General features: G+C 57.3%; 24 protein-coding genes and 3 pseudogenes. 9 read left to right on the top strand and 18 right to left on the bottom strand.

The features are described 5' to 3' along the window. Positions 1-35: 35 nt before the first annotated feature. Positions 36-926, top strand: a complete 891-nt coding sequence (locus tag ABKW30_RS23255) for a LysR family transcriptional regulator (RefSeq protein WP_348601310.1) — start codon at positions 36-38, stop codon at positions 924-926. A 166-nt stretch (positions 927-1092) separates the two neighbouring features. After that, on the top strand, positions 1093-1224 hold the full coding sequence (locus ABKW30_RS23250) for a hypothetical protein (protein ID WP_348601308.1): 132 nt from the start codon (positions 1093-1095) through the stop codon (positions 1222-1224). 354 nt (positions 1225-1578) lie between these two features. Here the strand turns inward: ABKW30_RS23250 and ABKW30_RS23245 are convergent, their stop codons facing one another. The 7 genes from ABKW30_RS23245 to ABKW30_RS23215 form a co-directional block, all read right to left on the bottom strand. Further along, the gene (locus tag ABKW30_RS23245; RefSeq protein WP_348601307.1) at positions 1579-2610 is read right to left on the bottom strand and encodes an Ldh family oxidoreductase; all 1032 of its coding nucleotides are present in this window, start codon (positions 2608-2610) and stop codon (positions 1579-1581) included. Positions 2611-2750: 140 nt separating this feature from the next. Beyond that, a complete protein-coding gene (locus ABKW30_RS23240) occupies positions 2751-3605 on the bottom strand; it encodes an ABC transporter permease (protein ID WP_348601305.1) in 855 nt (284 codons plus the stop codon). Positions 3606-3625: 20 nt separating this feature from the next. Continuing rightward, positions 3626-4669, bottom strand: coding sequence for an extracellular solute-binding protein (locus ABKW30_RS23235; RefSeq protein WP_348601304.1), 1044 nt, complete (start codon positions 4667-4669; stop codon positions 3626-3628). A gap of 25 nt (positions 4670-4694) precedes the next feature. Next, positions 4695-5759: an ABC transporter ATP-binding protein gene (locus tag ABKW30_RS23230; protein ID WP_348601303.1), complete on the bottom strand. Its 1065-nt coding sequence runs from the start codon at positions 5757-5759 to the stop codon at positions 4695-4697. Next, positions 5760-6584 (bottom strand): ABC transporter permease, encoded by an 825-nt coding sequence (locus tag ABKW30_RS23225; protein ID WP_348601302.1) that lies wholly within the window; start codon positions 6582-6584, stop codon positions 5760-5762. A 132-nt stretch (positions 6585-6716) separates the two neighbouring features. Next, complete coding sequence (locus tag ABKW30_RS23220) at positions 6717-7820, bottom strand: cis-3-hydroxy-L-proline dehydratase (RefSeq protein ID WP_348601301.1); 1104 nt, start codon at positions 7818-7820, stop codon at positions 6717-6719. A gap of 141 nt (positions 7821-7961) precedes the next feature. Next, the gene (locus ABKW30_RS23215) at positions 7962-9122 is read right to left on the bottom strand and encodes a Xaa-Pro peptidase family protein (protein ID WP_348601300.1); all 1161 of its coding nucleotides are present in this window, start codon (positions 9120-9122) and stop codon (positions 7962-7964) included. Positions 9123-9546: 424 nt separating this feature from the next. Between ABKW30_RS23215 and ABKW30_RS23210 the strand changes: the two genes are divergently transcribed. Next, on the top strand, positions 9547-10215 hold the full coding sequence (locus ABKW30_RS23210; RefSeq protein WP_348601299.1) for a GntR family transcriptional regulator: 669 nt from the start codon (positions 9547-9549) through the stop codon (positions 10213-10215). 2 nt (positions 10216-10217) lie between these two features. On the opposite strand, the gene ABKW30_RS23205 is transcribed toward ABKW30_RS23210, so the two are convergent. The 5 genes from ABKW30_RS23205 to ABKW30_RS23185 all read right to left on the bottom strand — a co-directional run bounded on the left by ABKW30_RS23205 (position 10218) and on the right by ABKW30_RS23185 (position 15694). Next, complete coding sequence (locus ABKW30_RS23205) at positions 10218-11246, bottom strand: alpha/beta hydrolase (RefSeq protein ID WP_348601298.1); 1029 nt, start codon at positions 11244-11246, stop codon at positions 10218-10220. Between the two features lie 203 nt (positions 11247-11449). After that, complete coding sequence (locus ABKW30_RS23200) at positions 11450-12385, bottom strand: pirin family protein (protein WP_348601297.1); 936 nt, start codon at positions 12383-12385, stop codon at positions 11450-11452. Between the two features lie 152 nt (positions 12386-12537). After that, the gene (locus ABKW30_RS23195) at positions 12538-13428 is read right to left on the bottom strand and encodes a LysR family transcriptional regulator (protein ID WP_348601296.1); all 891 of its coding nucleotides are present in this window, start codon (positions 13426-13428) and stop codon (positions 12538-12540) included. Between the two features lie 40 nt (positions 13429-13468). Next, positions 13469-14500: an LLM class flavin-dependent oxidoreductase gene (locus ABKW30_RS23190; RefSeq protein WP_348601295.1), complete on the bottom strand. Its 1032-nt coding sequence runs from the start codon at positions 14498-14500 to the stop codon at positions 13469-13471. A gap of 534 nt (positions 14501-15034) precedes the next feature. Beyond that, a complete protein-coding gene (locus ABKW30_RS23185) occupies positions 15035-15694 on the bottom strand; it encodes a hydrolase (protein ID WP_348601294.1) in 660 nt (219 codons plus the stop codon). Between the two features lie 139 nt (positions 15695-15833). Here ABKW30_RS23185 and ABKW30_RS23180 point away from each other — a divergent pair, with 139 nt between their 5' ends. Further along, positions 15834-16730 carry a LysR family transcriptional regulator gene (locus tag ABKW30_RS23180; RefSeq protein ID WP_348601293.1) on the top strand — a complete coding sequence of 299 codons (897 nt, stop codon included), beginning with the start codon at positions 15834-15836 and terminating at the stop codon, positions 16728-16730. A 122-nt stretch (positions 16731-16852) separates the two neighbouring features. Here ABKW30_RS23180 and ABKW30_RS23175 read toward each other — a convergent pair whose 3' ends face one another. The 4 genes and pseudogenes from ABKW30_RS23175 to ABKW30_RS23160 form a co-directional block, all read right to left on the bottom strand. Beyond that, on the bottom strand, positions 16853-17809 hold the full coding sequence (locus tag ABKW30_RS23175; protein ID WP_348601352.1) for a zinc-binding alcohol dehydrogenase family protein: 957 nt from the start codon (positions 17807-17809) through the stop codon (positions 16853-16855). 101 nt (positions 17810-17910) lie between these two features. After that, the gene (locus ABKW30_RS23170) at positions 17911-18942 is read right to left on the bottom strand and encodes a homoserine dehydrogenase (RefSeq protein WP_348601292.1); all 1032 of its coding nucleotides are present in this window, start codon (positions 18940-18942) and stop codon (positions 17911-17913) included. Between the two features lie 71 nt (positions 18943-19013). Beyond that, on the bottom strand, positions 19014-20774 hold the full coding sequence (locus tag ABKW30_RS23165) for a monovalent cation:proton antiporter-2 (CPA2) family protein (RefSeq protein ID WP_348601291.1): 1761 nt from the start codon (positions 20772-20774) through the stop codon (positions 19014-19016). A gap of 330 nt (positions 20775-21104) precedes the next feature. Further along, positions 21105-21834, bottom strand: a pseudogene (locus ABKW30_RS23160) (SDR family oxidoreductase). 182 nt (positions 21835-22016) lie between these two features. Here ABKW30_RS23160 and ABKW30_RS23155 point away from each other — a divergent pair. The 4 genes and pseudogenes from ABKW30_RS23155 to ABKW30_RS23140 form a co-directional block, all read left to right on the top strand. Then, positions 22017-22376: pseudogene (locus ABKW30_RS23155) on the top strand (AraC family transcriptional regulator); the annotation flags it as partial. Between the two features lie 44 nt (positions 22377-22420). Beyond that, a pseudogene (locus tag ABKW30_RS23150) lies at positions 22421-22465 on the top strand (hypothetical protein); the annotation flags it as partial. Positions 22466-22542: 77 nt separating this feature from the next. Further along, positions 22543-22896: an AraC family transcriptional regulator gene (locus ABKW30_RS23145; RefSeq protein ID WP_348601290.1), complete on the top strand. Its 354-nt coding sequence runs from the start codon at positions 22543-22545 to the stop codon at positions 22894-22896. Between the two features lie 741 nt (positions 22897-23637). Then, complete coding sequence (locus ABKW30_RS23140) at positions 23638-24474, top strand: alpha/beta hydrolase (protein WP_348601351.1); 837 nt, start codon at positions 23638-23640, stop codon at positions 24472-24474. A gap of 184 nt (positions 24475-24658) precedes the next feature. Here the strand turns inward: ABKW30_RS23140 and ABKW30_RS23135 are convergent, their stop codons facing one another. After that, positions 24659-25501, bottom strand: a complete 843-nt coding sequence (locus tag ABKW30_RS23135; RefSeq protein ID WP_348601288.1) for an enoyl-CoA hydratase/isomerase family protein — start codon at positions 25499-25501, stop codon at positions 24659-24661. A gap of 126 nt (positions 25502-25627) precedes the next feature. Between ABKW30_RS23135 and ABKW30_RS23130 the strand changes: the two genes are divergently transcribed. Next, the gene (locus tag ABKW30_RS23130; RefSeq protein ID WP_348601287.1) at positions 25628-26032 is read left to right on the top strand and encodes a helix-turn-helix domain-containing protein; all 405 of its coding nucleotides are present in this window, start codon (positions 25628-25630) and stop codon (positions 26030-26032) included. Positions 26033-26474: 442 nt separating this feature from the next. On the opposite strand, the gene ABKW30_RS23125 is transcribed toward ABKW30_RS23130, so the two are convergent. Continuing rightward, positions 26475-26885: a Fic family protein gene (locus ABKW30_RS23125; protein ID WP_348601286.1), complete on the bottom strand. Its 411-nt coding sequence runs from the start codon at positions 26883-26885 to the stop codon at positions 26475-26477. Between the last annotated feature and the right edge of the window lie 78 nt (positions 26886-26963).

The raw sequence follows: 26963 nt of genomic DNA, 5'->3' as shown, positions 1-26963 counted from the left end.
TCTAATCTGCATGAGCTGGTGAACAAGGATGACCAATGGCAAGGCCGACACTGACGGATCTGACCGCCTTTGTGGCGGTCGCGGAGCACCGGAGCTTTCGAAAAGCGGCTGACATGCTGGGCGTCTCACGCTCTTCGCTCAGCCACGCGATCGCAGCGCTTGAGCGCAACCTTGGGGCCCGGCTCCTTCATCGGACAACCCGAAGCGTCGCGCCAACGGAAGCGGGAGAGCACCTTCTTCGACGGCTGACGCCGGTGCTCCAGGATCTTGATCAGGCCCTCGACGCCGTGACCGAGGACGGGGGGCATCCGAGCGGCACGCTGCGCATCAATGGCGGCGAGGAAGCCATGCGCCAGCTGCTCGGACTGGTCGTGCCTGTCTTTTTAGAGCGTTATCCGCAAGTCTCGCTCGATCTGGTCACCGATGGCCGCCTGATCGACATCGTGGAGCAGGGGTTCGATGCCGGCCTCCGGCTTGCCGAAGCGGTGCCACAGGACATGATAGCGGTTCCGCTGAGCGAGGATTTCCGCTTTCTGGCTGTGGCCGCGCCCAGCTATCTGGCGAAAGCCGGCCAGTTGCTCACCCCAGACGATCTCCGACACCATCAATGTATTCGACAGCGTCTCCCGGGCGGCAAGCTTTACCGGTGGGAGTTTGAGAAGCTTGGGCAGGAGATCGCGATCGATGTTCCCGGCGCAATGACGCTCAATCATACGATGCTCATGATCGAGGCGGCAGCCGATGGCCTCGGCATTGCCTATGTGCCCGAGACGGCTGCGCGACCATGGCTGGACGCCGGACGATTGACCGCACTCCTGCAAGACTGGTCGCCCCCGGTCGGGGGAGTGCGGCTTTACTATTCAAGCCATCGTCAGGTCCCCGCTTCCCTCCGTGCCTTTATCGATGTGATGAAAAGCGCCATCTGATCGACGATGCCCGAGCCTGTTCCGGCCTCCTGGCATCACATGGCGAGAACTTGCGTGCGCCAGGGAAGAATTTGGTGTCTTACCGGAACGTCACGTTGCCGGTTCTCGCGGCCGCGCCCCGTGGGCCCACTCCATTGGGAACCAGATCTATACGCGAGATGCCAGGATGTGCCGTAAGGTTCTTGACGCTCCATCCGGTAGCTATGCAACGCCGGCTCAGTTCGAAGGCGAACATGACGCAGGCAAGTTTCGACTGGCTGTAGACCGGCATCGGCTTGTAGCCGGGCTCGGCCTGTAGATCGATGGCTCCGTTACGCGCCGCCACGCTGCCGAGGGTCACGACGCGCGGATTCTGTCCCCTTTTCAGCAGCGGCAGCAAATGCACGGTTAGCACGAAATGGCTGAGATCGTTCGTGCGGAATTAGAGTTCGAAACCATCGCTGCTCGCGCGACGCTTCGCCGGCGTCATGACGCCGGCATGAGTCCCCTGTTGGATTGCCCGCCCCTCAACACGAATCTTTAGCTCGGCTGAAATTGACATAGCCGTTCTGACTGCGGGTATCGTTCTGCTTCGACAATCCTTGAAGCGGTCGCACCAGCCAACCCGACAATGCCTCTGTGTCGGTAACGAGCGTAGCGATGTCGGCCTTGATCAGGGAATGTCAGTGCTTGCAAGTGACGTTAGTTCCCTGAGCTGCTCGGCCGAAATTGGTATGCCGCTTTTGTCTGACAAAGCACGGGTGGCATAACGACGATCGGATGGCAATCGGGATTGACCGGCAATCCTCAAAGACTGCGTAAGAGTCTTGACCCGATCGGCAAACTTAAAGTTTCCTCCCCTATTGGGATCAATTACGATGAGCACCTGCCCGGTTTTGGAGGTTTCGGCGCCTGGGTGCGCCGAGATATCCACCTCGGAAGAAAACTGGCCACCCGTGAGGGCAGAGGCCATGATCTCGACCATCAACGCAGTGGCAGCTCCCTTATGCCCTCCAAAGGGCAGCATCGCGCCGCCCAGCAGAATGACATTTGGTTCCGTCGTAAGTTTGCCTTCCTTGTCCACGCCAGTTCCTATTTCGACATGTTCACCGGCGCGGGCTGCCAATTGCAGATCGCCATTAGACATGGTGCTTGTCGCGTAGTCGAAAATCAGTGGGAGCCGTCCTGCCACAGGGGTCGCAAATGCAATCGGATTTGTCCCAAAAACTGGGACTGTTCCGCCTGGAGGAGCCACGCATGCAAGTCCGGAGACCATTGACAGCGCAACAAAACCGGCTTTTGCCAGCGGTTCGAGATCAGGCCAGAGCGCACTAAAGTGGTGGGAATCCTTTATCGCCACCACGGCCGCCCCGGAGGTCATCGCCATCTCGATCACTCGCGGCATCGCAGCCTTCAGGGCCGGTTGGGCAAAGCCATTCATAGCGTCCACTCTGATGAAGGCGGGACCAAACTCTCTAACGACCGGCACGGCACAACCGTCGACCCATCCGCTTTTTAGGGACCCGACATAGCCTGGAATCCGGAAGATGCCATGACTCAGCGATCCATCGCGCTCGCAAGTCGCACAATTGACTGCCAGCACGCGAGCGTTCACGGAAGACACGCCATGTTTGGCGAAGATTTGCTCAAGAACCGTCACGAGTTTTTCAAAGGAAATTCGACTTGTTGCTTCTGTATGGGTCATGTCTGGAATTTCAAGGTTTGTCTCGAGATCAGCAGTGCGTGTTTACCCGTTACCCCGACTGGAGCTACGGTCTCCTGAGATGGTGAGAATTTGTCTGCCGGGCACTAAATAACGTGATCTGTCCAAGCTTCAACGCCAAGCTAACTTCCATAGGAATATCGTCGGGCCAGATATCCGTTGATTATTCCGGTTAGCAACAATGTTGCTGCCATGAGCGCGAAAGAAACTGCCGCGCCAGCGGGCCAGTTAGACTGCTCGAGAACCTCGGATGCCACGATCGGTGCCATCATTCTGAACTGTGGTCCACCCAGCAAGACCGGCGTGGCATAAGCATTCATTGTAAGAATGAAACAGAGCACTCCGGCCGCGAGTACGCCCGGCATGGCGAGAGGAAGCGTCACCAGCCTCCATACTTCGAATGGCTTTGCGCCAAGGTTTGACGCAGCATCTTCAGCTCCGTGATCGATACCTTCAAGGACGCTTTGCAGCGTAAGAACGGCGAACGGGAGATTGATCGACAAAGTCCCCAGAAAGACGGCAACTCCTGTATACATTATCGTCAGAGGTGTCTCTATCACTCCCATCGACAGCAAGGCATAGTTGACCAGGCCATTCTGGCCAAGTGCAACAATCCATCCGGCAGCTCTGACGGCAGAGCTTACAAAAAGTGGAAGAAAAACCAGCAAAATAAATAGGGATTTGTAGCGCGCCGGCGTCTTCGTAATCGCCATCGCGATTGGAAAAGCCATGATTAGACAAATCACGGTGACACCCACGGCCATACCCACGGTCGTCAGCAAGGCCGATCCATAATAGGTATCAAAAATCAATCGAGAATAGTTTTCCAGCGTAAAGGCGCTGACCATGAATTCGCCAGGAACAAACTGATTGAAGCTGAAGCGAAACAGCATAGCAAGAGGGACACATAGAAATATCAACACGACAGCCGTCGCGGGAGTGAGCAGAAAGAATGATTTACGACTTTTTGTATTCATGACTATGCATCCCAAAATTGTTATGCCTTGAAAACTTTATTCCACCAATCGAGAAGTTGGGCATCGTTTTTGGAGATATAGTCTTGATCTGGAAGAAGCATCTTTAAGCCTGGATCATCAGGAAGCGCGACATTGGCGGCTAACTCTGCCGACAGGACGGCATTGTCGATTGAGGGTGCATTGCCTTGGATTGCAGCGAAAGCGCGCTGCGCCACGGGATCGAGAGCGGCATTCAGATAAACATAGGCGGCGTCCTTGTTGGGTGCGTTTTTTGGAATAGCAAGATCGGAGATGAATAGGCCGATACCTTCCTTCGGATAGGCAATCTCGATCGGGACGCCTCCCTTTTTCCATGAGAGGCCACGCGATTGCCACATAATGCAGATCACGCATTCCCCACTCGATAATGCCTGCGCCATCGACTCGTTTGTCGGATAGATGCGAACCCCCATTTTCTTCAGCTCGAGCAACTTCTGCTTTGCCGGCTCGAAATTGGATACGCTTCCCCCGGAAATCAGTGCAGCGGATTCCAGCGTCGCCTGGTATTGGACATCGATAACACCGACTTTACCGGAGTATTCTTCGTTCCAAAGATCATTGTACGAAGTTGGAACGGTCTTCACAAAGGCTGGATTGTAAAGGATCACCCGGCCCGAGAAGAATTGGGGGATTGCATATGACTTTGCCAGCGACGGAAGCACATGCGCGAGATTGGGCAGTTTGCTTGCATCGAGTTCTTCGAGCGTGTCGTTCTTATACATTTGATAAGATCCGGCCGCTGTCAGTGCCACGACATCCATCGAGCCTCTTGGCAAGCGTCGTTCTGCCAGAAGCTTCGTACGTCGGACCGTATCATTGGCCGTATCGAACACGGTTTGCAGTCCAGTCGGCGCGATCAGATTATCGACAATGTTGCCTTGGGAAATCGTCTGGTAGTCGCCTCCCCAGACACCGACAACAACCCGTCCAGTTTGAGCGAGCGCCGGACACGATCCGACTGGGACCGAACTAGCCGCCATCGCAAGGCCAAGGTTGAACTGACGCCGAGTAAAATTTAAGACCATGCCATCTCTCCTTTTCGAATGAAGCTCAGGAATTTACGTCAAATATGCCGACAACATCGCTCGGACGGACGGACAGAAAGACCTTGTCGCCAAGGCGTAGACTGACCTCTTCGTCCATGCGGGCAGGGAGTCGAATGTCCAGAAATCGGTCGTCCCCCACCTTCACCTTAATATCGTGATAGGAACCCATGTACGACCGAGCCATCAGTTCCCCCTCGATGACCGGCGATTGATCGGCGGGCGTCCGTGCAATGTGGACTATCTCCGGGCGGATCATCAGGACATTGGCTTGAGGATTGAGATCCCGGCCGATAATATTCGGTCCTCCGTCGACGACGAAAGTCACTCCATCGGCATGGACATGTCCAGGCAAGAAATTAGCGTTGCCTATGAAAGAAGCCACGAAGCGATTGGCAGGCGCCCGATAAAGCTCCTCGGGGCTGCCGATCTGTTCGACTTTACCTGCGTTCATAACCACCAGCCGATTCCCGACGCTGAGGGCCTCTTCTTGATCATGGGTGACCATGACTGTGGTGATGCCGAGCTCCTTTTGAAGACGGCGAAGCTCTTGCCGGACATCATATCTGAGCTTGGCGTCGAGGTTTGAAAGCGGCTCGTCCAGCAGGAGCAAGGCAGGCTGAATGGCAATTGCACGTGCAATCGCTACCCGCTGTTGCTGACCTCCGGAAAGCTGCAGTGGCATCCTTCCGGTGAGGCCGCCAAGCTGCACCAGATCAATCGCGCTGGAGACCCGATTGAGAAGATCTTGCCCTTTAATTCCGCGCCTGCGCAAACCAAATGCCACGTTCTCAAACACAGTCAGGTGCGGAAAGAGGGCGTAGTTCTGGAATACGAGACCGATATTGCGGCGGTATGGCGGCTCGTTTGTGATGTCGACCCCACCCATTTCAATTTTACCGCTGGTTGCTTCCACAAATCCGGCAATAGTGCGCAAGGTCGTCGTTTTGCCGCAACCGGACGGCCCAAGCAGAACGAGGAACTCGCCTTCCGTCACCGAAAGCGACAAATCGTCGATTGCGTTGACGGTGCCATAGCGCTTGGTAATAGATGTCAAGGTTACCGATGCCATTTAAACTGCCTTTGTCAAACTTATGAAACGATTTGTCAGCATCAATCCGGTTCCCACAACCACTATCTGCAGAACAGAAATGGCCGCCACAGTTGGATCGATTTTCCATTGCAGATATTGCAGGACAGCGATTGGTAACGTGGTTTCCCCGGCTGATACGAGAAACATGGAGACTTCGAGATTACTGAAGCTGATGACAAAGCTGAACAGCGCGGCTGCCACCAGGCCCGGCCAGATATTGGGCAACGTGATTTTCATTGCAGTAACGAAAGGGGTCGCGCCCAGACTAAGAGCCGCTTCTTCAATGGCCGGGTTGACACCGATCAAATTCGCTGTGACGAGCCGCACGCTCCAAGGGATCGTGAGGAGTATATGACCGATTGTCAGGCCCCATATTGAACCGGTGAGAGGCACTCCCGTACTGATCTCGACTGCGACGAACATCATATACAGTGCAGAGCCAATGACGATAGCGGGCACGATGAGGGGTAGCATGAGGAATTGAAGTACAGTATCGCGCCCGCGGAATCGGAGCCTCGCGAGCGCGAAGCTGGCGGGCAAGGTCAAGACGAGCCCCCCGACGGTCGCGCCGGCAGCAATAAGGGCGCTGTTGACGAGACCGCTGATGAACTGGGGCTGGCGCAACATCTCGCCATACCATTTCAGAGAATAGCCTTGCGGCGGCATTGACATGATTGTGTTGGAAAACACTGATAGCCAACACACCAGCAGCAGCGGCATAATGATAAACAGCATGCAAAGGACGACGGCCATTTTAAAGCCGTAGCGACCAAAGCGTTCCGTCAGTCGACGTCCTTGCACCATCAACAAGTTCCCATTTTGCCATAACAATGCTGGTTGCTCTTCTTATTGAAGCAAGTCAGCACAGTCAGATAAGTCGTTCAGCTAGCAGCACCTGCGGCCGCCACCGTGCGGGCCGAACCAGTCCTGGTTCACCTAGTGGAGAACGAGGACTGGTTCGCCGAGGGACGCTTTAATCGGGTCGCAGCCCAAGCCCGGCTCGCCATTGGCCGACATTTTTCCTTCGACACGTTGCGGAGCTCCTGAGGCAATCGTAACCGTTCCGTAACTGTTGAAGTCGGTCGAGGACAGAAGAAACTCCTCTGGAGTCGATTGGGCGAGATGAGCAATCGCAGCAGTAACGAAGTCGCCGCCCCAGGTATCCTCAATCGTCATGGCGACGCCCGTTGTCACGCAAAGATCGCGAATCTGGCGCGCCCTGGTAAGGCCGCCGACCTTGGATATCTTCAGATTGATGGCATCGAATGCGCCATCATTTAAACCACGAAGCAACATCTGGACACCATCAATGACCTCATCAAGGATAAATGGCAGCGCAGTCCTCTTTCGGATAGCCAGGCACTCCTCATAGGTCGCGCAAGGTTGTTCAATATAGACATCAAGGTCCCGCACAGCCCAAACCACTCTTGCAGCCTCATGCATCGTCCACCCTGTATTGGCATCGGCCACGAGGAGATCTGTATCCGCCAGCACGGCACGGCACTGGTGTATCCGAACAATATCCTGTTCCGCGTTGCCCCCCACCTTTAGCTGGAACTTGGTGTAACCCTCGTTCTTGTAGCCTTCGATTTTCTCCGCCATGATCTCGGGCGCTTCCTGGGATATCGCGCGGTAGAGGTTCACATCCGCCTGCTGCTTCCCGCCAAGCAGCTGATAAATCGGCATATCCGCGGACTTCCCGAGAATGTCCCAACATGCCACGTCAATGGCGGATTTTACATAAGGATGCCCTTTCAGGGCGGAGTCCATTCTGGCGTTTATCGACATAAGATCCCGAGGATCATATCCAATAATCTTGGGGCCAATTTCGGCGAGCCCGGCTCGTACGCCTGGCCCATAGGCCGGCAGATATGACGCTCCCAGCGGTGTGCACTCGCCATAGCCCCTGATGCCGTCGTCAGTAATCAGCTCCACGATTGTTGCATCGAATACTTCAACCGAGTTCCCATTCGACCAGTTATACCTCCCCTCACGGAGCGGAAGGTTTTTCTGATATACATTAATTGCGGTAATCTTCAATTTAGCCCCACAGGAAAGCTGACTTAAGTCAGCATGATCGTTTCTGGTTTCAAAGGATGATGCCCAACAGATCGCTTAACTTAGGCATACTCGAGGGTGATTAGCTGAGTTCGGCACGAGCGAATTAGATTACGTCGGCCACTAGATATCCAATGTCATATCTTCCAGTGAATCCGGCGCGTATGTCAGGCTGATATTGCCTTTTTCAGTCAGCAAGATCGTGTCGGAATGCCTGAAGCCACCAATACCTGGAAGGAATATGCCGGGTTCGATCGTGAAGCTCATACCTGGCTGCAGGATCCGCCTGTCTCCTTCAGCAAGAAAAGGGCCTTCATGCGCCGTGACGCCCATTCCGTGTCCGGTGCGGGTGAGCAGTCCATTCTCGTAGCCCGCCGTTACAATGACTTCGGCCACCTTCTTGTCCACCTCCGACATCGGTGTGCCTGGCCTGGTAAGCTCGAATGTCAGCCGCCGCGCTTCCATCATCACCTCGTAGGGGCGCTTGGCTTCCTCCGGGACATGACCAAGAAAAAATGTTCGTTCTATTTCGGTTCCATATCCGTTCATCACAGCATTGAGCACGGAAACATGCGGCCCGCCGGCTTCCATGACCATATCCAGATCTGTGAAGTTATGCGGGTCATGCGCAACAGAACGGGGTTGGAAAACCGACAGAATCTTGGTCGCCAAAATGTTCAGCGACGGAGAGTCGGTCCGCAAACGCTCGAACATGAATCGCGAACCGGCAGCGGACACTTCCTGTAGTGTGCGCCCCGGCCGGGCGTTTGCCAGCAGATCGGCCATCGCATCGGTTGCGATTTGCGCCGCGTGGACCATCCGGCCCATTTCGTATGGAGACTTGATCATCCGCAAATCATCGATCAGATCGGTACGGACGCATTGTGCCGTAATTGCCTCGTATATCTGAAGTGGGCAGATCGATTCAACGCCAACCTGCTTTGCATCCCTGAGAATGTCACCAAGCCGATCGAACCAGTTTTCGCCGTCGCGGGCTGGAAATTCCAGATATTCCACAAGGTGGAGCTTCCCTATGGCCCTGGCGAGCACATGGGGAATCTCCAGCCGGGGCACAACAAAATGTGGCGTACCACGGACCGGGATCACCAGTACAAAGGGGCGCTCATGGACATAATTGGCGAAATTTGTGAGGTAATAAATGTTGTCCGTGGAAAATGACACGTAATAGTCCAGCTTACGTTCTTCCATCAGCACCTGCAAGCGCCCGATACGAGCAGTTATTTCTTCGGGCGGTGGGGCATGATGGATGGGCTCTATATTCATATCATTTCCTCACAACGCATTTATCTTCAATGATCGTCAATGCCCGTCACTGCCTGTCCGAATTGCCAGGACACCACAGCAGCCAACCGGAGAAACTTGCCACTCAACAGGATACATCAGCATCGAAGTCTCATATAACTTTTGTATATTGTATCCAATTATTCTGTAAAGCCCTTTATTCATTTTTCGATCTGAATAGAATTTGAAGTAACTTGTCTTGTCTGCCACAGAATGCCGGAACGCGCCCAAGCCTGGGGTGAATAAGTCCAACGTGGCCTATTTTCTTCCGGGAATCGGTTATAAAGGGCTAGCTCGGACCCTGAATCACCCAATTAATCTGTCGGGTCTCGCTACCCGGGCGTGCCGACTTAGCGGCAATTTGCCTCGGCAGATTGCAATCATTTAAACTTGAAGCTGGTGTGAGATGACCTCGGAAAAGGATTTAAAACATAAAACGTTGGCGATGGTGGCAGCCGGCGAGATACGGGACAGGATATTGGCCGGAGAGTTCGCGCCCGGCGTGCCACTGCGCCAAATGGTGCTTGCTGACGAACTGAACATGAGCCGTATCCCGATCCGGGAGGCGCTATTGCTGCTCGAGACGGAAGGTATGGTGAAGATCATGCCCCATCGTGGTGCCGTCGTCGTTGACCTCTCTCCCGAAGAGGTCGACGAATTGTTCAACATGAGGTTGCTGATGGAGCCATTTCTCTATGCGCGCTCGGCACCGCGGCTAACGCGTGATGATATTGATACACTTGGCGGAAACCTGGAGCGGTACAAGCACTCGATCTCCGAGATGGAAGTCTCCAAATGGAACAGCATCAATACCGAGTTCCACATGTTGCTGTACAAGCATTCCAAAAGTCCGCGAATTCTGGGCTTGGTAAAAGGCCTCCTGCACGAATCCGATCGACATACACGAATCCATTTGACAAGTGTAAACAGGGGGCGTGAACGAGCTATTGCAGAACACACGCAGTTGCTCACCTTGACGGCGGAAGGCCGCTTTAACGAGGCTGGCGCATTGCTGCACGATCATATTGATCATATCCGCGCGGTTCTGCTTTCGCTCCTAGGGCATCGGCAATAGCGTTATGGGCTGGGACGCCAATCCAATTCGGCGGCCTTGGCAAACTTGCGGGCGCTCCTTCCGGCTTCTGCCAGCACGACCTCAGCCAGATCAAACGCAACACTATAATTTGTAAAAGCATGCGTTACACCCGGAACGATAGTGACCTCATCCAATCGTCCGAGCGCCGTCAGCCGCTTTCCCAATAGAACACTATCCGAACTTAGCGGATCTATGCCGGCGGCAAACAGGCGTACCGGCGGTAGTCCGACAAGCAGTTGATCGCTTGCGGCAAGAGGACAGGCAAGCGGTTCGTTCGATAGATCGCGATTGCCGCAATACCATCGCAAATACCGTTGCATTTTTGCCTTCGTAAGCCCGGGCCCATCCCGGTAGCGAATGTAGGAATCCGTACTGGTGCCAAGCCCGTAAGTGCCGCACAACAGAACCGCGCCATCCGGGCATGCGCGGCCTTCTTGCAATTCGTGAAGTACGGCGCAGAGAGCCAGATTTGCGCCAGCTGATTCGCCGGCCATGATCAATGGACCGGGCGTGCCACCCAGCGAGGACGCGAGATTGACACTCTCCCGCATGCAAGCCACCAGGTCCTTCAGTCCAGCGGGAAAGGGGTATTCCGGCGCCAGCCGGTAGTCCGGCACGAGCACCGGCATACTGGCGGCAATCGCCAGCAGTCGAGCTGTGCGCTCATGCGTTTCTGGACTTCCGAAACAGAAACCGCCCCCGTGGGCAAACAGGATCGCTCCTGCCCCCGGTTTCTCTGGAACGAATATCTTGATCCGGGTCGTGCTGGATCCCAGAGTGTAGTCTGGAAAGAGCCACCGCTCTGCAACTTCCGCCACATTAGGTTGATTCCTATTCCAGCGTTGGCTCAATTGTTCGACAAGCAATCTTCCCTCCGTTGCAGGGAGAAGCGTCGGGTCCGGCAGGTTGCCATCCTCCAGCGCAACCTGTTTTAGAATAACGCGCAGCTCGGGCAGCATTTCAGAAAAAAGCATCGAGACCTCAGGCTCAAACCTATCACGGGTGCGCAAGCTCTCTCCTGCTGGTCAGATCCACTGCGCAGGCGCGCTCCGCTGCACAGCGATATAGCAACAATTGTTATTTGTGGAGGGGGTTTTGGTTACTATCGAGATGAATCCACGACAGTCCCGCCAAATAGGCATATGCAACATCAATGCATCCGATAACGGGGGAGGCAATGCTCTGCATATCATCCGATGAAAGGTCGCCCTCGTCACTCTGGAAGCGGGATGTGCTCATCCCGGTCGTCGACCGGAAGATCGAAGCGGCCCTTGCCCCAGTTTTCGGCCCGCCACTCGGCTTTGGCGGCTTCGATACGTTCCTGCGACGAGGCAACGAAGTTCCACCAGATATATCGAGGGCCTGCGAGGGTCGCACCGCCCAGGATCATCAGCCGTGCGCCTCTCGCGCCAGCTACGACCGTAATCTTGTCGCCTGGACGGAAGACCATCATCCGAGACGCTTCGTACTCCTGACCGGCTATTGAGATCGAGCCTTCGATGATGTAGATGCCCCGGTCTTCATGGTTGTCCGGCATTGGCAATCGGCTTGCCGCTTCAAGCGTCACGTCGGCGTAGAATGTCTCGGAGGGCATGGAGACGGGCGCGCTCTTGCCGTAAGCGTTCCCCAGGATAAGTCGTAGAGTAACGCCCTGGTCTTCGATTATCGGCAACACCCCCTTGCTGTGGTGCTCAAAGGCGGGTTCCATATCCTCATGGCTTTCAGGCAAAGCCACCCAGGTCTGAATTCCGAACAAGCTGTTCGGGCCGCTTCGCGCTGCCGCCGTGGTTCGCTCTGAATGGGTCACACCACGCCCGGCAATCATCCAGTTCAACTCGCCGGGGCGGATGATCTGGTCTGCGCCGGTGCTGTCGCGGTGATGAAAATCTCCCCGAAAAAGGTACGTAACGGTGCCCAGACCGATATGCGGGTGTGGCCTGACATCAACACCTTGCCCGGTCAGGAGTTCGGCCGGTCCCGCCTGGTCGAAGAAGATGAACGGTCCCACCATCTGCCGCCTGGGCGCCGGCAAGGCTCGCCGCACCTCGAAACCGCCAAGATCGCGGGAGCGCGGAACGATGAGCGTCTCGATCGCGTCGATGCCGACCTCGTCAGGACAGCCTGGTTCGATTGCAGGGTTCCAGCTCATTCGCGTTTAACTCCTCCGTTTGGCGATCCCGTACCTGCGTAGAGCGCAGGGAATGTTGCGTGCCCCCAAGTAACTAACGGGCGAACGCCTGCACGACTAGCTGCGCGGCGCGGTGAGCTGTGTCGCAAAAAGCGGAACGTGCAGTCGAAGCATCAACACCCCACCCCCCACAAATGAGGATTTCTTTCGAACGATTCGATCAGGAACTCGGAGAGGATACGCACCTTTCGTGCCGGGTGCGGACTGGGCGGCCGCACGACATAGACCCCGCCCACCGGTAGCGAATAGCGGGTCATGATCGGAAGGAGAGCGCCGGATGTAAGATATTCGCGGGTAACGCAATCGGGAAGCCATGCTATACCAAGGCCTGCTGCGGCTGCACTGGCGAGCGCCGCGCCGTTGTCGGAACTGAAGCGCCCCTGCGGGTGCACAGTGATGATCCTGTCGCCATCCATGAACCGCCACGTCTCGGCGCCGACCAGAGCTTGATGAACGGCGATATCGTCGGGCTTTTCCGGTGAACCATGCGTCCTGATATAGTCCGGACTCGCCACCAGCTTGCCGTAAATCTGACCAACGCGCCTTGCAATCAGGTTCGAGTCGTGCAGGGCGCCGACCCGGATCGCGCAGTCGAAGCCGTCCGCGATCAGATCGACGAAGCGATCGCTGTATTCAGTATGGATCTGGAGCTGTGGGTAATGGCGTGCCATTTCTGCAAGCACGGGAGCAAAATGCACCGGGCCTGATGTGAGCGGAAGGGCCACCCGCAAGCGTCCGCGAAGATCACCGGAAGGCACTATCGTTTCTTGCGCGATATCGATCTCGGCGCAGATCCTTGCTGCATATTCGCGAAACGTGCTGCCCGCTTCGGTCAGCGCGGCACCATGGGTCGTTCGTGCAAGGAGCTGAATACCGAGTGCTTCCTCAAGCCGGATGAGGCGCCGACTGACAATTGACTTGGAGATCCCCAGTCGACGTGCCCCGGGGGAAATGCCCCCGGCATCGGCAACTTCGACAAATGTCCGCAGATCCTCGATATCCATTTGGTGTTCTCCCCTTTGCGATACAGCCAAGCCTCCATGCCTATCGCGCTGCCCTCACGATTGGCGCGACTTCAGTGCCGAGAAGTTCGATCGATGTCTTCATCGCTGCCGTGTCGAGAGAGGCTGTGCTCATCTGGAAGGTGATGCGCGAGACGCCGCCAAGCGTCTCGCTGGCCTGCAGCATCTTTGCTGCGACCGTCTTCGGGTCACCGATCAAAAATGCACCCTCGGCACCTGTCATGCCCTCGAACTGCTGGCGGGTCGGCGGTGACCAGCCGCGTTCGCGACCGATCTTCGTCGTCAGATGCGCCCATCCCGGAAAGAAGGCATCTTTCGCTGCGGCACTGGTCTCGCCCACGAATCCCATCGCGTGAACGCCGACTTTAAGTGCCTCTGGGCTGTGTCCCGCGCGCTTGCCCGCTTCGCGATAGAGATCAACAAGCGGACGGAAGCGGTCGAAGCTCCCACCGATGATTGCGATCATCAGTGGAAGGCCAAGCGAACCGGCACGAGCGAAGGATTGCGGCGTGCCGCCGACTCCGATCCATAATGGTAGCAGTTGTTGATGGGGACGCGGAAAAACACCTTGCCCTTCGAGGGCCGGCCGGAAGCGACCTTCCCATGTGATATGGGTCGCCTGGCCAAGCTTGAGAAACAGGTCAAGCTTTTCAGCAAAAAGTTCGTCATAGTCGCGTGTATCCAGACCGAACAGCGGATAGGCTTCCACGAAGGACCCCCGGCCGACAACGACTTCCGCACGGCCTTTGGAAATCAGATCGAGAGTTGCGAATTCTTGAAAAACCCGCACCGGGTCTGCGGCGCTCAGCACTGTCACAGCACTGGTCAATCTGATACGGCTGGTGCGGGCCGCTGCTGCGGCGAGAATGACTGTCGGCGCAGAATCGAGAAACTCCCCGCGATGATGCTCGCCAATACCGAAGACATCGAGCCCGACCCGGTCCGCGACCACCACCTCCTCGATGAGGTCGGCCATGCGATCAGTCGGAGCCGGAAGCTTGCCCGTCGCCGGATCAGGGAGAATGGCTGCAAAACTGTCGATACCGATTTCCATATCAGGTCCTTTCAAAATTATCGGCCGGTGCGGGCGGTGAGCCCGGAAGTTTGCCAGGGCGCCAGGGACGCGGTCCCTGCTTGTAGTTCTTGCCAGAAAGACCCGGCGCAACTGCCCTGTGTGGAGCATGATCGCGCCCCCCGCAAATCAATTGCAATACGTCGTTCGCGACTGACAAGCTTCGAAGCCTTACCGTTTCGGCCAGATATACTCCCTCCCCCTGTGCGCTGGACCTGGCTGATGTGTTCAGTTGAAGGGCGGCGTTCAATGCCGATCCTGAGCGTACATGCGCGTTTACCGGAATCATGACGACATCTGCCGTAAAAGCGAGGTACCATCTCACAAGCAGTTGCCGCTCGTCCCCCACCCCGGGCAACCCCACAAAAGAGCACCAGGTCTCACATAATCGTGCCCGCGATCATCATCGCTGCTTCAGATGCTTCGACCTGCAATGAAGTAGCGGGACGACGAGGACCAACAGACCGTCTGCATTCTCGCGATGCGTCCATCGAATCCCCCTCATCCCTGACAGCTTTACTGCCCGCCTTTGATGCCCGGCACCGGGGTGTTGAGCAGCTGCTGCTCCCAGAGATAGGCGATGCCGCTGCCGGCGAAGTGCTGGATGAGTATCTCGGTCAGCTGCTCGACATGTCCGGTGCGCGCCCAATCGCGTTGCCATTCGCCAGCGAGCGCCATCACGGTCATCGGGTTCGCACCGGCCGCGATCATCCGCTGGATGGCGACTTCGTGAGACTCCTTCGAAATCCCGCCCGACGCGTCGGTAATCACGGTCACGTCCCAGCCTTCGCCGGCGGCCTGGATGACAGGCATTGCGACGCAGACTTCGGTCCACAGGCCGGCGATGATCAGCTGCTTGCGGCCAGTCGCCTTGACGACGTTCACCACATTCTCGTCCTGCCAGGTGTTGACCCAAGTGCGATCGATGACTTCCTGGTCCGGAAATACGTCGGTGATCTGCTTGAAGAGAAGTCCGCCGCGCCCTGCGATCACGCTGGTGAGAATCGTCGGAACATCGAAGGCTTTCGCCAGCTTCGCCAGCGCGGTCGTGCTGTTGACCACAGCTTGCGGGTCGTGGCTGTTCAGGTTCGCCAGCTGATAAGGTTGATGGTCGATCAGAACGAGGACGGAGTCTTCGGGGCGGAGAAGCGAGTCAAGGCCGTTACGAAAGGTCATGGATACATCCTGTGTTGGTGGTTTGGCTAAGAAGACATGCGCCTTACGAGACGCTGTCGAGGGAGAAGCTTGTCATTCCTGTTTGAGATGCGGTAGTCCTTACATCTGCCAAGCTGTGTCGTAAAAAGAGGAACGCTGAGTGGATATCGAGGATCTGCGGACATTCGTCGAAGTTGCTGATGCAGGTGGCGTTACGTCCGCAGCAATGCGACTGGGCATCTCCAAGTCGATGGTCAGCCGACGGCTCGTACGGCTTGAAGCCGAGCTTGGTGTCCAGCTTCTGGCTCGATCCACACGGGGAGCTTCTCTGACCGAGGCTGGCGCAACGTTTCGGGACTACGCAGCAAGGATTTCAGTTGAATTCGATGTGGCCAGGGAGACCATCCTGCCGGCCGGTGAACTCCGCGGCCGCCTGCGGGTTGCTGCACCGCTTTCCTTCGGCCCAACGCATTTCGCGCAGGTACTTGCACAAATGGCGCGGCGCCATCCTCATCTCCAGATCCAGACCTGTTACAGCGATCGCTTTGTGGACCTTATCGCAGAGGGATATGATTGTGCGATCAGGGTCGGCACGCTTCAGGATTCAAACCTGATCGCAAGACGCGTCGGTCCCCTTTACGGAAGTTTCGTTGCAAGCCCGGACTACATCAAAGCCCATGGCTCTCCGGAGACCCCGGACGAGCTTGTCGCCCATCAGGCTCTCATGCAAGGCACGGAAACGTGGCAGGTAATGGATGGAGACAAGGTGATAAGCGTTCGCCCGCAGGGGCGCTTCAAGGCCGACAACGGGGCCGCTCTCGTTGTCGCCGCAGTAGCCGGTCTGGGCATCGGCGTGCTCCCTGACGGCCTGATAAAAGATTATCTGGACTCCGGCGAGTTGGTTCCGGTCATGAAATGCTATCCACCACCCCCGGCGGGAATATATGTAGTCAGACCGCCCGGGCAGTATCCTGCAAGAAAAGTGCGGGTGCTCACCGAAATGCTGATTGAGTGTTTCAACCATGGCCCGGCAGAGTCCAGGACAGCGCGGATGTGAATCGCCAGCCGGTCGGATACTGCGTGCAGATATCTAACCCGGCAGCCACCCGATCGCCTGGAGCGGCTGTGTCAGCAGGTCGGGTACATGACCGAAAAACATCGAATCCGGAAACGCCAGGGTCAGGGGATCATCACGACGCGCCCCAACGGTTTCGCTGTCTCCGCATACTCATGTGCCTTCGATGCATCGCGCAGCGGAAACACCCGATCGATCACGACTTCCAGGCGTTTCTCCACGGTTGCCTTGAGAAGCTCATCGACCGTGTCATGCACCGCTGACCTCTCGAACAGTGTCCCCATGAAGACACCGTGAAGCGTCTGATTATTCTGCATCGGTTGCCACAGTTCGACCTTGAGCTCCCCGCCACCTGCGTTCCCGACGAACACGAGGCGCCCCTCGGGAGCGAGTGCGGACAGCGAGGCCTGCAAGGTCGAGCCAACCGGATCGATGACGAGATCCGCCCCCTTGTCACCAGTCAGCCGAAGTACCTCCTCAACGATGTCTTTCTCCAGGCGATCAATGACATGTGATGCGCCGAGATCAGTCAGGCGCGCCTGTCGTTCGCTGCCACCGGCCACGGCGATGACACTCGCCCCTGCCTTACGCGCCAGCTGGATGGCCGCCAGACCGACACCGCCGGTGGCGGCCTGGATCAGGACTGTTTCTTTTTCGCCCAAGCCCCCTTTAGTGATCAGGCAGTGATAGGCCGTTCCGAAGGAAATGGGCAGCGATGCGGCTTGTGCCATTTCCAGGTCATCTGGAACCAACCATGTGCGCGAGGCGGGGACGGACCAGAGTTCCGCATGCGACCCCTGCATGTTGAAGGCAGCCACCTTTTCGCCGACTGCCCGGTCGCGGACATTTGCACCGATCAAGGCAATGGTCCCGGCAGCGGCATAACCAACAATCCAGGGAGATTGCTGTGGGGTCGATCGGCGATTGATCAGATCCCCGCCCTCGATCGAAATCGCCTCGACGGAAATCAGGACATCATCTGGCCCACAGACCGGATCCGGCACGTCGGCATATTTCAAGACCGTTGGAGGGCCAGGATTGTTATAGACTGCGGCTTTCATGCGTTTGTCCTTTGCAAAGAATGAGGCCCCGTTTGATACGTTGTGACTGTGGGTGCCATGGAAGGTAATGCCTGCGGCGGCGTGACCTGCCAGGCGATCTGTCATAATGATCGCCTCACGATATCGGCGAGGGATGGTGCGCCTCTTGCCGTCAGGATGTGCTCGAGATCCTTCAGCGCAGCCGCGGCGGTGGCAAGCGGTTCCTTACCTGATCCGATCGCGATGATTTCGCCCATTGCGTCGGAGGTGATGCGGATCGCCTTGTCCTTTCCACGGACATTCGCAAGGGGGTCGGCGAGCGGATATGTCCTGATGCCGACTTGGGCCTGAAAGCTGCCGTTCGTTTGCATAAGGCTGCCGACCAGTTTTGGGACAAGTCTCTCCTTGCGCCATGCCTCGATGCGTTCTCCGGTGACCGCCTGGATACCTTCGACGCTCAGGTCATCCATTGTCAGGTCAGCGTCAAGGCCAAAATTTGCAAGGATCAGCAGCTTGCAGGCGGTGTCCCAGCCTTCCGTGTCGTTTCGTGGGTTCGCCTCGGCGAAACCGCCTTGCTGTGCCTCACGCAACGCTGCCTCGAAGCCAATCCCACGTGTCACCATGGCGTCGAGCAGATAGTTGGTGGTGGCATTCAAAATGCCTTCGACCTCGAGCACCTCGCAGCCCTTGAGGCTATGGTCGACAAGATCGATCGTCGGCAGGGCGGCCGCGGCCGCACCACTGAGTTTCAGCATGGCACCCGATCCGTCGGCAAGGTCTCGAAGCTCTCTTCCGCTATGGACAAGGGCGCCCTTCGATATAACGATCGTGTCGCGCCCGGCCGACAATGCCGAACGAATGTAGGCAAGCCCCGGGCCACCGGTGCGGAAATCACTCGGTCCCGCTTCTATCAGGATATCAGCGCCGCTCTTCATAATGAAGGCGGGTCCTGACAGCCCGTCTTCAAGCGTGCCCAGTTGTTCTTCCTCAAGACCATCAGCGTTTGTCAGGCCTGATCGCGATCCGCAGACCGCAACCAACCGGACATCCGCGTTATAAACCCGGCGATAGCGCGAACGCCGGGACAGAAGCAGATTTGCTGCTGCACGTCCCACGCTCCCGAAACCCGCAATGGCAACTCTATATGCCTGCATAACCCGTTCCCTGCTATCATAGGATGCCTGAACCTCATGCTTGCTTTAGCGCGAGGATCCGCTGTCGCCTGCTACGAGGATTGTGTTCCGTTTAATGGTTGCGGAACCGGCTGAATGTGAAGACGATCGCGCCCCGACATGTGATCTCCCTGTACTTGCTCTGTGAGGCGCGAGAGGTCTCGTTGACGGATGTCTTTCGCTGTTTCCTCGATATCCATGTCGGCGAATCCCAGTGCCCTCAGCCCTTCGGCTCCCATCAGATAGGCGGACTCCGCCGTCTCACGGATCTGAAGGTCCACCCCGGCGCGGGTCAGTTCGACCGCATGAACGCGATCATAGCTTCGCACGAGAAGTTTGGCCTGCGGAAACGCATGCTGTGCCAGTTCCACAATCTGCATGGTGGCTTTCGGGTCATCGATGCAGATCATAAGCGCATCGGCGGATGCTGCACCGGAGTGGCGCAGGGTGTCAAGGCGAGTGCCATCGCCGAAAAAGACTTTGAAGCCAAACCGTGCTGCATCGTGGATACTTGCCGGACTCATATCAATCACGGAGAGGTTGACTCCCCTGGAAAGCAGCAGTTGCGAAGCGATCTGCCCGAAGCGGCCGAAACCGATCATGAGCACCCGTCCATTGAGATCCTGAGCCACCTCAACGCCCTCCATAGATGCCTCGCTTGAGAGCAGCCGGTCTGCCGCAAGCATGAGAAGCGGCGTCAGCGCCATGGAGAAGATCACGACGGTGGTGAACAGTGCGCTTTCGCGCCCATCAATCACGCCGCCTGCGGCCGCAGCAGCGTAGAGCACGAAGGCGAATTCGCCTCCCTGCAGGAACATCGAAGTGCGGTGCAATGCCTGAGGATGGGAACTGCCAAATGAACGTGCAACTGCATAGACCATAATACCTTTTGTAACGGTGAATGCGCCCAACATGGCCAACAGAAGCCACCATTTCGTGGCAACAACGGAGAGGTCGAGCGACATGCCGACAGCCATGAAGAACAGGCCCATCAGCAGGCCACGAAACGGCTCGATGTCGCTTTCGATCTGGTGCCGGTAGCTGGAGCTCGACAGCATCACGCCGGCAAGGAATGCGCCCATTGCCATGGAAAGACCGGCGCCGGCCATCAGCAACGCTGCTCCAAGCACCACCAGCAGCGCGCCCGCCGTCATCACTTCGCGCGTTCGTGCACGCGCCAGCAGGGCGAAGAATGGGTTCAGGCCCCATCTTGACACGACCAAAAGAACCAGCAACGCGCCGAGCGCCAGCAAAGCGTCCATCCAGCCCGACTGACTTTGTGACAGAGGCGACAGGAAAGCGACCACCGCCAAAAGCGGCACGACCATTAGATCCTCGAAGAGAAGGATAGAGACGGACTTCTGGCCCTCTGCGCCCGATATCTCGCCGCGATCCTGCAGAACCGACATGATGACGGCCGTCGAGGAAAGGACGAAACCAGCCCCGGCTATGAAGGCCACCGGGCCAGACAGGCCAAAGGCCAGCATGCCGGTCAGCGTAAGCACTGCGGTTGCCGCTGCGACTTGCACGAGGCCCAGTCCGAAGATCTGGCCACGCATAGCCCATAGCTTGCGGGGGCGCAATTCCAGTCCAATTACGAACAGGAACATCACCACTCCAAGTTCCGAAAAATGCAAAATGGATACGGCATCGGTGAACAGCCCGATTGCCGACGGACCGACAAGCATACCGGCAGCGAAATAGCCCAAAACAGAGCCGAGGCCGAGCCGCCGAAACAGGGGCACCGCGACAACAGCCGCCGCCATCAGGACGATTGCAGGCCCGATCGTCTGCCCCAAGCTCGCCTCGGCCATGCACTCACCCTTCCGATCTCACATGTTTGAGTGACCGGGCGACGGTCAAAGACAGACACCGCCCCGCCAATCAGTTTCTCCACCGCGTCTGGTATCGTTGCAGTTCCAGGCTGAATAGTCTCCAAATACACAAAACTATGTCGCAATAAGTGGAACGCTAAAGTCTTGGCTTCAGCGATACAGCTCTGCAAATAGTGTGCGGGCACTGCAATAAGAGTTGGGGTGGCCTACTTTATCACCAAGGACGGCACGTGGCCTTTTTACAAGGATCCGGGACACCGGACAGTCTTGGCCGACCTTCATCGAGCGACCACCAAAAGCATTGCGCTTTCATGAAAGCGCGCCGCCGTCCACAGTGAGGATCGTCCCCGTAATCTGCCGGGCGGCAGGCGTCGCGAGAAAGGCGACAGCGGCTGCGACATCTTCTGGCTGATTGAAACGGCCAAGGGGGTCAGGCTACGCTGGTAATCCGCAGATTCGCCCGTCTCGGGATTCGATTCGGTGTTTGTCGATCCCGGTTGAACGAGATGTCCCGGGTACCCAATTTGCGCGCAAGACCGCGATTGAATGCCTGAAGCGCACCTTTGGTCATATAGTAGACCGTGCCGGGTACGCCAACGATACGATCCGCACCCGCCGAACCGATGTTTATGATGCGACCGCCTTCCTTGAGGTGGGGAATGGCCGCCTTCGACGCGAGCACGGGTCCACGCACGTTGACTGCAAGCAGCGCGTCAATATCCTCGACCGTGAAATCGGCAATATTGTTGTATCGTGCAATCGCGGCATTGTTGACGAGAATATCAAGGCCGCCCAGTGCGCGGACGGCTTCGTCCACGGATCGCTGTACTGCCTCTGGACCGGCGCTGTCGGCCTGGATCGCAACTGCCTTGCGCCCCTTGCCTTCGATCGCCTGAACAAGTTGCGCCGCACTGTTTGCTGACCGCTCATACGTTATGGCTACATTAGCCCCCTTCCCGGAAAGCGCGTGTGCAATTGCTGTGCCTATGCCGCGCGACCCACCCGTTACCAGAGCATTCTTCCCAATCAGCTCCTGCAAAATCAGAACCCTTTCAATGTCATGTCGCCCTGATACGCGGTTCCCAGGCCATTTCCCCTGGCACCGAAGATCACGGCAGTTTTGCTTCGTCGAGCCTCAAGATAGGCAGACACGACGGAGGCCACATTCCCGATTCTTCCAGAGACTTGCCTGATCCTTCCAAATCACTACATGCTGAGGTGATGGCCAATCCCTTGAAACCAACCACTCAGTTGCTGAACGACGTTGCTCCCTTTGTTGCACGACATGGGGGAACTGTTGGCTTCCCGACATCCATTCCCCGCCTGACGCTATGGATTGGGACACGCGCCACGTCACCCACACCGGCCGTGTTCGAACCCATGTTCTACGCCGTTCTACGGGGCACCAAGATTTTGACCATAGGTGCCAATCGCTTTGAACTGCCGGCGGGCACCTGCGCGACATCATCTTTCGGCCTGCCCTATATCCATCAACTGACCGGCGCGACACCTGAGCTCCTTTATGTCGATATCAGCCTTCGTCTTGATAGCGGCTTGCTCACGCGGGTCATGCTCGATATGCCCAGACAGGAGAACGCTGGGCGTGCGCGGTCGCAGCAGGCGATCTGGACGGCAAGGTTGGCGACGCATTCGCTCGTCTCGTCGGGCTTTTGGCTGCGCCCGTTGACGTCGGCGTGCTCGCGCCGCGCTATGAGTTCGAGCTTACTATCGTCTGCTGCAGAGCTCGATGGGCGACACGCTCCGTCAGGTCGGCCAGCGAAGCGACCGGTGCCAGCAGCTCAAGACGGCCGCTGACTGGCTCGTCGCCAACCACAGCGAACCCGTTGTTATCCCCGACCTGGCTGCCTCTTCCGGCATGAGCGTCACCTCTTTTCACAGGCACTTCAAGGCTGTCACACGATTTAGCCCGCTGGCCTTCCAACGTCATATGCGTCTGCTGGAGGCTCGAAAGCTTCTTTCCGCCGGCAATACCAATGTATCGCGCGTGGCATATGATGTAGGCTACGCAAGCCCGTCGCAATTCAGTCGAGAGTATAAAAGCAGATTTGGTACTGCGCCCGTGGCTGACCTGCAACGTTGAACCGAGGCCATCATCGCGGTGGGCGACGAAGTCAAAGGAAGCAAGCCAGCCGAAGGGCTTGCGGGTTTGCCAGCGACGGATCGCATACCGCGTTACGTGCCGTAATATTCAGCAGATGTACCGTCTACCGAAGAGCCTGCGCGCCCATCAGCGCAAAAGCTCTGCATGGCAGACTGGTTTAAGAACATCATCAGGGTGCCGACCTGGCCGCAGAGGTGAGCTTTGTACCTCAGCTCGATCCGTGCACAGACAGATGTCGGCGATCCGGCTGCATGATCTGCCGAATCGGAGACGCGAGAGCCGAATCCATTCGGTGTTCCACGTATGGCGACACAGTTTCGCGCCGAGGTGCACTATCGCATTGCTTGTCGAGATGACATCAAGGCCTCAGGCAATGTGCACTCAGGAGCATGTCTGCCGGTAAAACTATACATTCGAAAACCAGCCAAGGACACACTCACAATCCCTCTAACGGCACATCCGCTTACGGCCTCGTTGCCCAGATCATCATGGAATGCCGGACAGAACTCCTTCATGGGGGCCGACACGCATTCCCGACCGCCACATTTTGGTTACCCACGGAACGTCTCCATGCCTTCAGCCTTGCCTCCCGGCCTGTTGCTCAATCGCCGCGATGCCCTTATCGCTGGCGTGGCACTTGCAGCGAGCTTCACACTACTGCCGGGCACCGTGCATGCCGGCGAAACTGTCACCCTCAAACTTTCACAAGGAGAACTCACCATGGGCTTTGTCACGACCGACGACAACGTTCAGATTTTCTACAAGGACTGGGGTCCCAAGGACGCCCAGCCGATCGTTTTTCATCATGGCTGGCCGCTCAGTTCCGACGACTGGGACGCGCAGTTGCTTTTCTTCCTGTTGAAGGGCTATCGTGTCGTCGCCCATGACCGGCGCGGCCACGGTCGCTCGGACCAGGTCGCCGACGGTCACGACATTGACCACTATGCGGCAGACGCGTTTGCCGTCGTCAAGGCGCTGGAGCTGAAGAACGCAGTTCATATCGGCCATTCGACCGGTGGAGGTGAAGTCGCGCGCTACGTGGCGCGACATGGCGAACCGGCGGGTCGGGTGGCCAAAGCTGTTCTCGTCGCCGCCATTCCGCCGCTGATGCTGAAGACCGACGACAACCCCGAAGGCACACCCATACAGGTCTTCGATGGCTTTCGGACGGCGCTGACCAGCAACCGTGCACAGTTCTTCCGCGACGTCCCGTCAGGTCCGTTCTACGGCTTCAACCGCGAGGGCACAACGGTTCATGAAGGCGTGATCCAGAACTGGTGGCGGCAGGGCATGATGGGGAGCGCCAAGGCGCACTACGACGGCATCAAGGCCTTCTCGCAAACCGACCAGAGCGAGGACTTGAAGGCGATCACCGTGCCGACGCTGGTGCTGCACGGTGAGGACGACCAGGTCGTTCCGATCGCTGCCTCAGCCTTTAAGGCAGTCAAGCTGCTGCCGAACGGCTCGCTGAAGACCTACCCTGGATTTTCTCACGGCATGCTGACCGTCAATGCCGATGTACTGAATGAGGATATTTTGGCGTTTATCACCAGATAACGAGTGTTCGCAACAGACTACATAAGCCGGTCCTGCCCCGCATGGTTCGCCGTGCCACTCTGGCTGTCGAGCAGGGTTTTGCAGCCAGCCCGGCACTTCAGGAGAGCACCAGAGCCAGGCAAAGGCCATCCGAAGCCACCCGGGCGAGACATTTCGCCATGGCGGTTTCGTGTCCTGCTTGAGCTCAGGGACATCCTATGTCCAGTGCGCGAAGCAGGCCTTCCAGATCTCGCTCACCGTCCTTGGTCTGTGCGCCGGCCTTGAGTCCGCCCCGGATGAGTTTTTCCGCCGCAGGGCGTTCGAAGAGGCCTGCCCAGGCGTCGTGCTCGCGGCAAAAACCTTCCCGCAGATCTACGGGAGGCAACGCCTTCCTGGCGGCGGCAATGACGCCTTCGGACAAGGCGGCGATGTTACGCGCCAGCCGATCAACGAAACCGTCAAGCTCTGATGCAGGCAGCGTGCGGTTGATCCATCCGTAGCGTTCCGCCGTCACCGCATCGATGAGATCGGCGCCAAGGATTACTTCGAGAGCCCGGCCGCGCGTCATCCGGCTGGAAAGATACTGCGTGGCCCCGCCGCCCGGCGTGATGCCCATCAACGCCTCGCACTGGGCAAGCCCTGCCCGTCCTTCGGCGGCAAATGCCATGTCGGCGGCCGCGACGAACTCCGCGCCTCCGCCACGCGCCAGCCCGGCGAGCTTGACGATCGTCACCTGCGGCTGTTCGCGCAGAAGCTCGCCGAACGCCTGGAACGGGTTGAGCCCTTGCGGAGCCTCGCGGACAAAATCGTCGAAGGCATGCGGCTCATCGATCAATGTCATATCGACATGGGCGATGAAGAACTCCGGATCCGCACTTTGGAAAACCAGCACGCGCGTGTCCGGATCATCGCGAACGGAAAGGAGAAAGCGGCGTATCTCGCTCATCAGGGCGACATTGAGGACGTTGACCGGCGGATTGTCGATGGTGATCGTCGCAACGCCGTCTGCCCTGGAAATTCGCAGCCGGCCGAAATCTGTGTCTGTCATATGTAGATCTCTGTTCTTCGGGAAAACTCTGGCACAGGTGTTTCGCGCCATTGACCTTAAAGTATTCATCAGATACCTGGCGTCAATTACGCACCTGAAGCATCCCAGGGATGCTGGAGGATACCTATGGATGAGCCGATAAGTGAAAATGACCCGATCTATCGTGCAGACTGCCCCAGCCGCGTGATCCTCGACCAGATTGCGGACAAGTGGTCGATGATGGTGCTGGCGGTCCTCAGCGAGCCCCGACGCTTCAACGCCATCAAGCGACGCCTTGATGGCGTGACCCAACGCGTGCTGACGCAGACGCTGCGCAAGCTGGAGCGCAACGGCATGGTGACGCGCAGGGTTCTGGATGGACGCGTGCTCGGCGTGGAGTATACGCTGACGCCACTCGGGCGATCACTGCAGGCGCCGTTTTCGATCCTGTTCGACTGGACTATCGAGAACATCGATGTGATTCAGGACTGCCAGCGTGACTATGACGCACGCGATGATCAGACCACGGTCCATCGCGGACTCACCGCATAAAGACAAAATGGGGGCGGGTATCACAGTATTTCGCTCTTTAAGACCTCAGCGGGCAAGTTCAGTATCTCATCGGAGAAGTTTATAGTTTCGGTCAAGCCGCAGGTTTGAATGCGTCTTCACAGAGGTTTTCAATCCTCCTGGGTTCTTCATCGCTTAACGGGGCAAACTCTTTGGCGCGCGCGCGTTGTAACAATCGTCCATCGTTTTGTTCCAGAAACTTATGGAGCAGCTCCAGCGGCGTCATCGGCATATCGATGATTTGCTGAACACCTTATGCGAAGGCATCGAAAGCCTGAAGAAACCAAACCTCCTCAGGCGGGTCGTGAACGACAGTCTGCTCAACGCATTTATAGAGAAAGGTTGCGTGTGCAGTGGCATCGAAATAGCGGTAGAATAAGGACGTCTCGTTCAGCACCTCGACATTGCCGGTCAGGGTTGACTGTCACTCGATGAAGGGCAGCAGCGATGACGAACAGAATTCGAGCACGGTTCGGTAGCTGCCAATGTCGCGCAGAATTGCCGCACTGACCGGAAAGACCAGACCTGGAGGGCTATAGGCCGCTGCTGCCAACGCATGGCGGATCTGCCATCGATGCAGACGCCCGTTGCCGTCCACATAAGGGTGGATGTAGACGAAACCGAATGCGCCGCATGCCGCCGCTACGACGGGGTTCATCCCACCGCGTGTCGAGCGGTCTGCAAACGCAACAAGCCCGTCCATCAGTCCGCAAAGATCTTCGTGACGTGCACTGATATACTGCGAAGTTGGCATATTGGTGCCGCGAGCTTGCACTATGAAACCGCCCTCGTCTCGTAGACCGAGACGGACGAAACGGGCATCTTCTATGACCACGCGCTGGAGCCGGTTAAGCTCGTCAATGCTGAGAGGCTGTTTTCCGGCTTGGGCGATGGCCTGCCGCCAACATACTGC

Origin of the sequence: Phyllobacterium sp. SB3, from assembly GCF_040009165.1 — a bacterium.
In the GTDB taxonomy this organism is placed as follows: Bacteria; Pseudomonadota; Alphaproteobacteria; order Rhizobiales; family Rhizobiaceae; genus Phyllobacterium.
Note: the sequence above shows the minus strand (reverse complement) of the source record. Positions and strands in the feature narration are given on the sequence as shown.

Excerpts from the sequence above, each read along its gene's own strand:
- ABKW30_RS23255 (WP_348601310.1), top strand. The coding sequence starts at position 36 with ATGGCAAGGCCGACACTGACGGATCTGACCGCCTTTGTGGCGGTCGCG.
- ABKW30_RS23250 (WP_348601308.1), top strand. The coding sequence starts at position 1,093 with ATGTGCCGTAAGGTTCTTGACGCTCCATCCGGTAGCTATGCAACGCCG.
- ABKW30_RS23245 (WP_348601307.1), bottom strand. The coding sequence starts at position 2,610 with ATGACCCATACAGAAGCAACAAGTCGAATTTCCTTTGAAAAACTCGTG.
- ABKW30_RS23240 (WP_348601305.1), bottom strand. The coding sequence starts at position 3,605 with ATGAATACAAAAAGTCGTAAATCATTCTTTCTGCTCACTCCCGCGACG.
- ABKW30_RS23235 (WP_348601304.1), bottom strand. The coding sequence starts at position 4,669 with ATGGTCTTAAATTTTACTCGGCGTCAGTTCAACCTTGGCCTTGCGATG.
- ABKW30_RS23230 (WP_348601303.1), bottom strand. The coding sequence starts at position 5,759 with ATGGCATCGGTAACCTTGACATCTATTACCAAGCGCTATGGCACCGTC.
- ABKW30_RS23225 (WP_348601302.1), bottom strand. The coding sequence starts at position 6,584 with ATGGTGCAAGGACGTCGACTGACGGAACGCTTTGGTCGCTACGGCTTT.
- ABKW30_RS23215 (WP_348601300.1), bottom strand. The coding sequence starts at position 9,122 with ATGAATATAGAGCCCATCCATCATGCCCCACCGCCCGAAGAAATAACT.
- ABKW30_RS23210 (WP_348601299.1), top strand. The coding sequence starts at position 9,547 with ATGACCTCGGAAAAGGATTTAAAACATAAAACGTTGGCGATGGTGGCA.
- ABKW30_RS23200 (WP_348601297.1), bottom strand. The coding sequence starts at position 12,385 with ATGAGCTGGAACCCTGCAATCGAACCAGGCTGTCCTGACGAGGTCGGC.
- ABKW30_RS23195 (WP_348601296.1), bottom strand. The coding sequence starts at position 13,428 with ATGGATATCGAGGATCTGCGGACATTTGTCGAAGTTGCCGATGCCGGG.
- ABKW30_RS23190 (WP_348601295.1), bottom strand. The coding sequence starts at position 14,500 with ATGGAAATCGGTATCGACAGTTTTGCAGCCATTCTCCCTGATCCGGCG.
- ABKW30_RS23185 (WP_348601294.1), bottom strand. The coding sequence starts at position 15,694 with ATGACCTTTCGTAACGGCCTTGACTCGCTTCTCCGCCCCGAAGACTCC.
- ABKW30_RS23175 (WP_348601352.1), bottom strand. The coding sequence starts at position 17,809 with ATGAAAGCCGCAGTCTATAACAATCCTGGCCCTCCAACGGTCTTGAAA.
- ABKW30_RS23170 (WP_348601292.1), bottom strand. The coding sequence starts at position 18,942 with ATGCAGGCATATAGAGTTGCCATTGCGGGTTTCGGGAGCGTGGGACGT.
- ABKW30_RS23165 (WP_348601291.1), bottom strand. The coding sequence starts at position 20,774 with ATGGCCGAGGCGAGCTTGGGGCAGACGATCGGGCCTGCAATCGTCCTG.
- ABKW30_RS23145 (WP_348601290.1), top strand. The coding sequence starts at position 22,543 with ATGGGCGACACGCTCCGTCAGGTCGGCCAGCGAAGCGACCGGTGCCAG.
- ABKW30_RS23140 (WP_348601351.1), top strand. The coding sequence starts at position 23,638 with ATGGGCTTTGTCACGACCGACGACAACGTTCAGATTTTCTACAAGGAC.
- ABKW30_RS23135 (WP_348601288.1), bottom strand. The coding sequence starts at position 25,501 with ATGACAGACACAGATTTCGGCCGGCTGCGAATTTCCAGGGCAGACGGC.
- ABKW30_RS23130 (WP_348601287.1), top strand. The coding sequence starts at position 25,628 with ATGGATGAGCCGATAAGTGAAAATGACCCGATCTATCGTGCAGACTGC.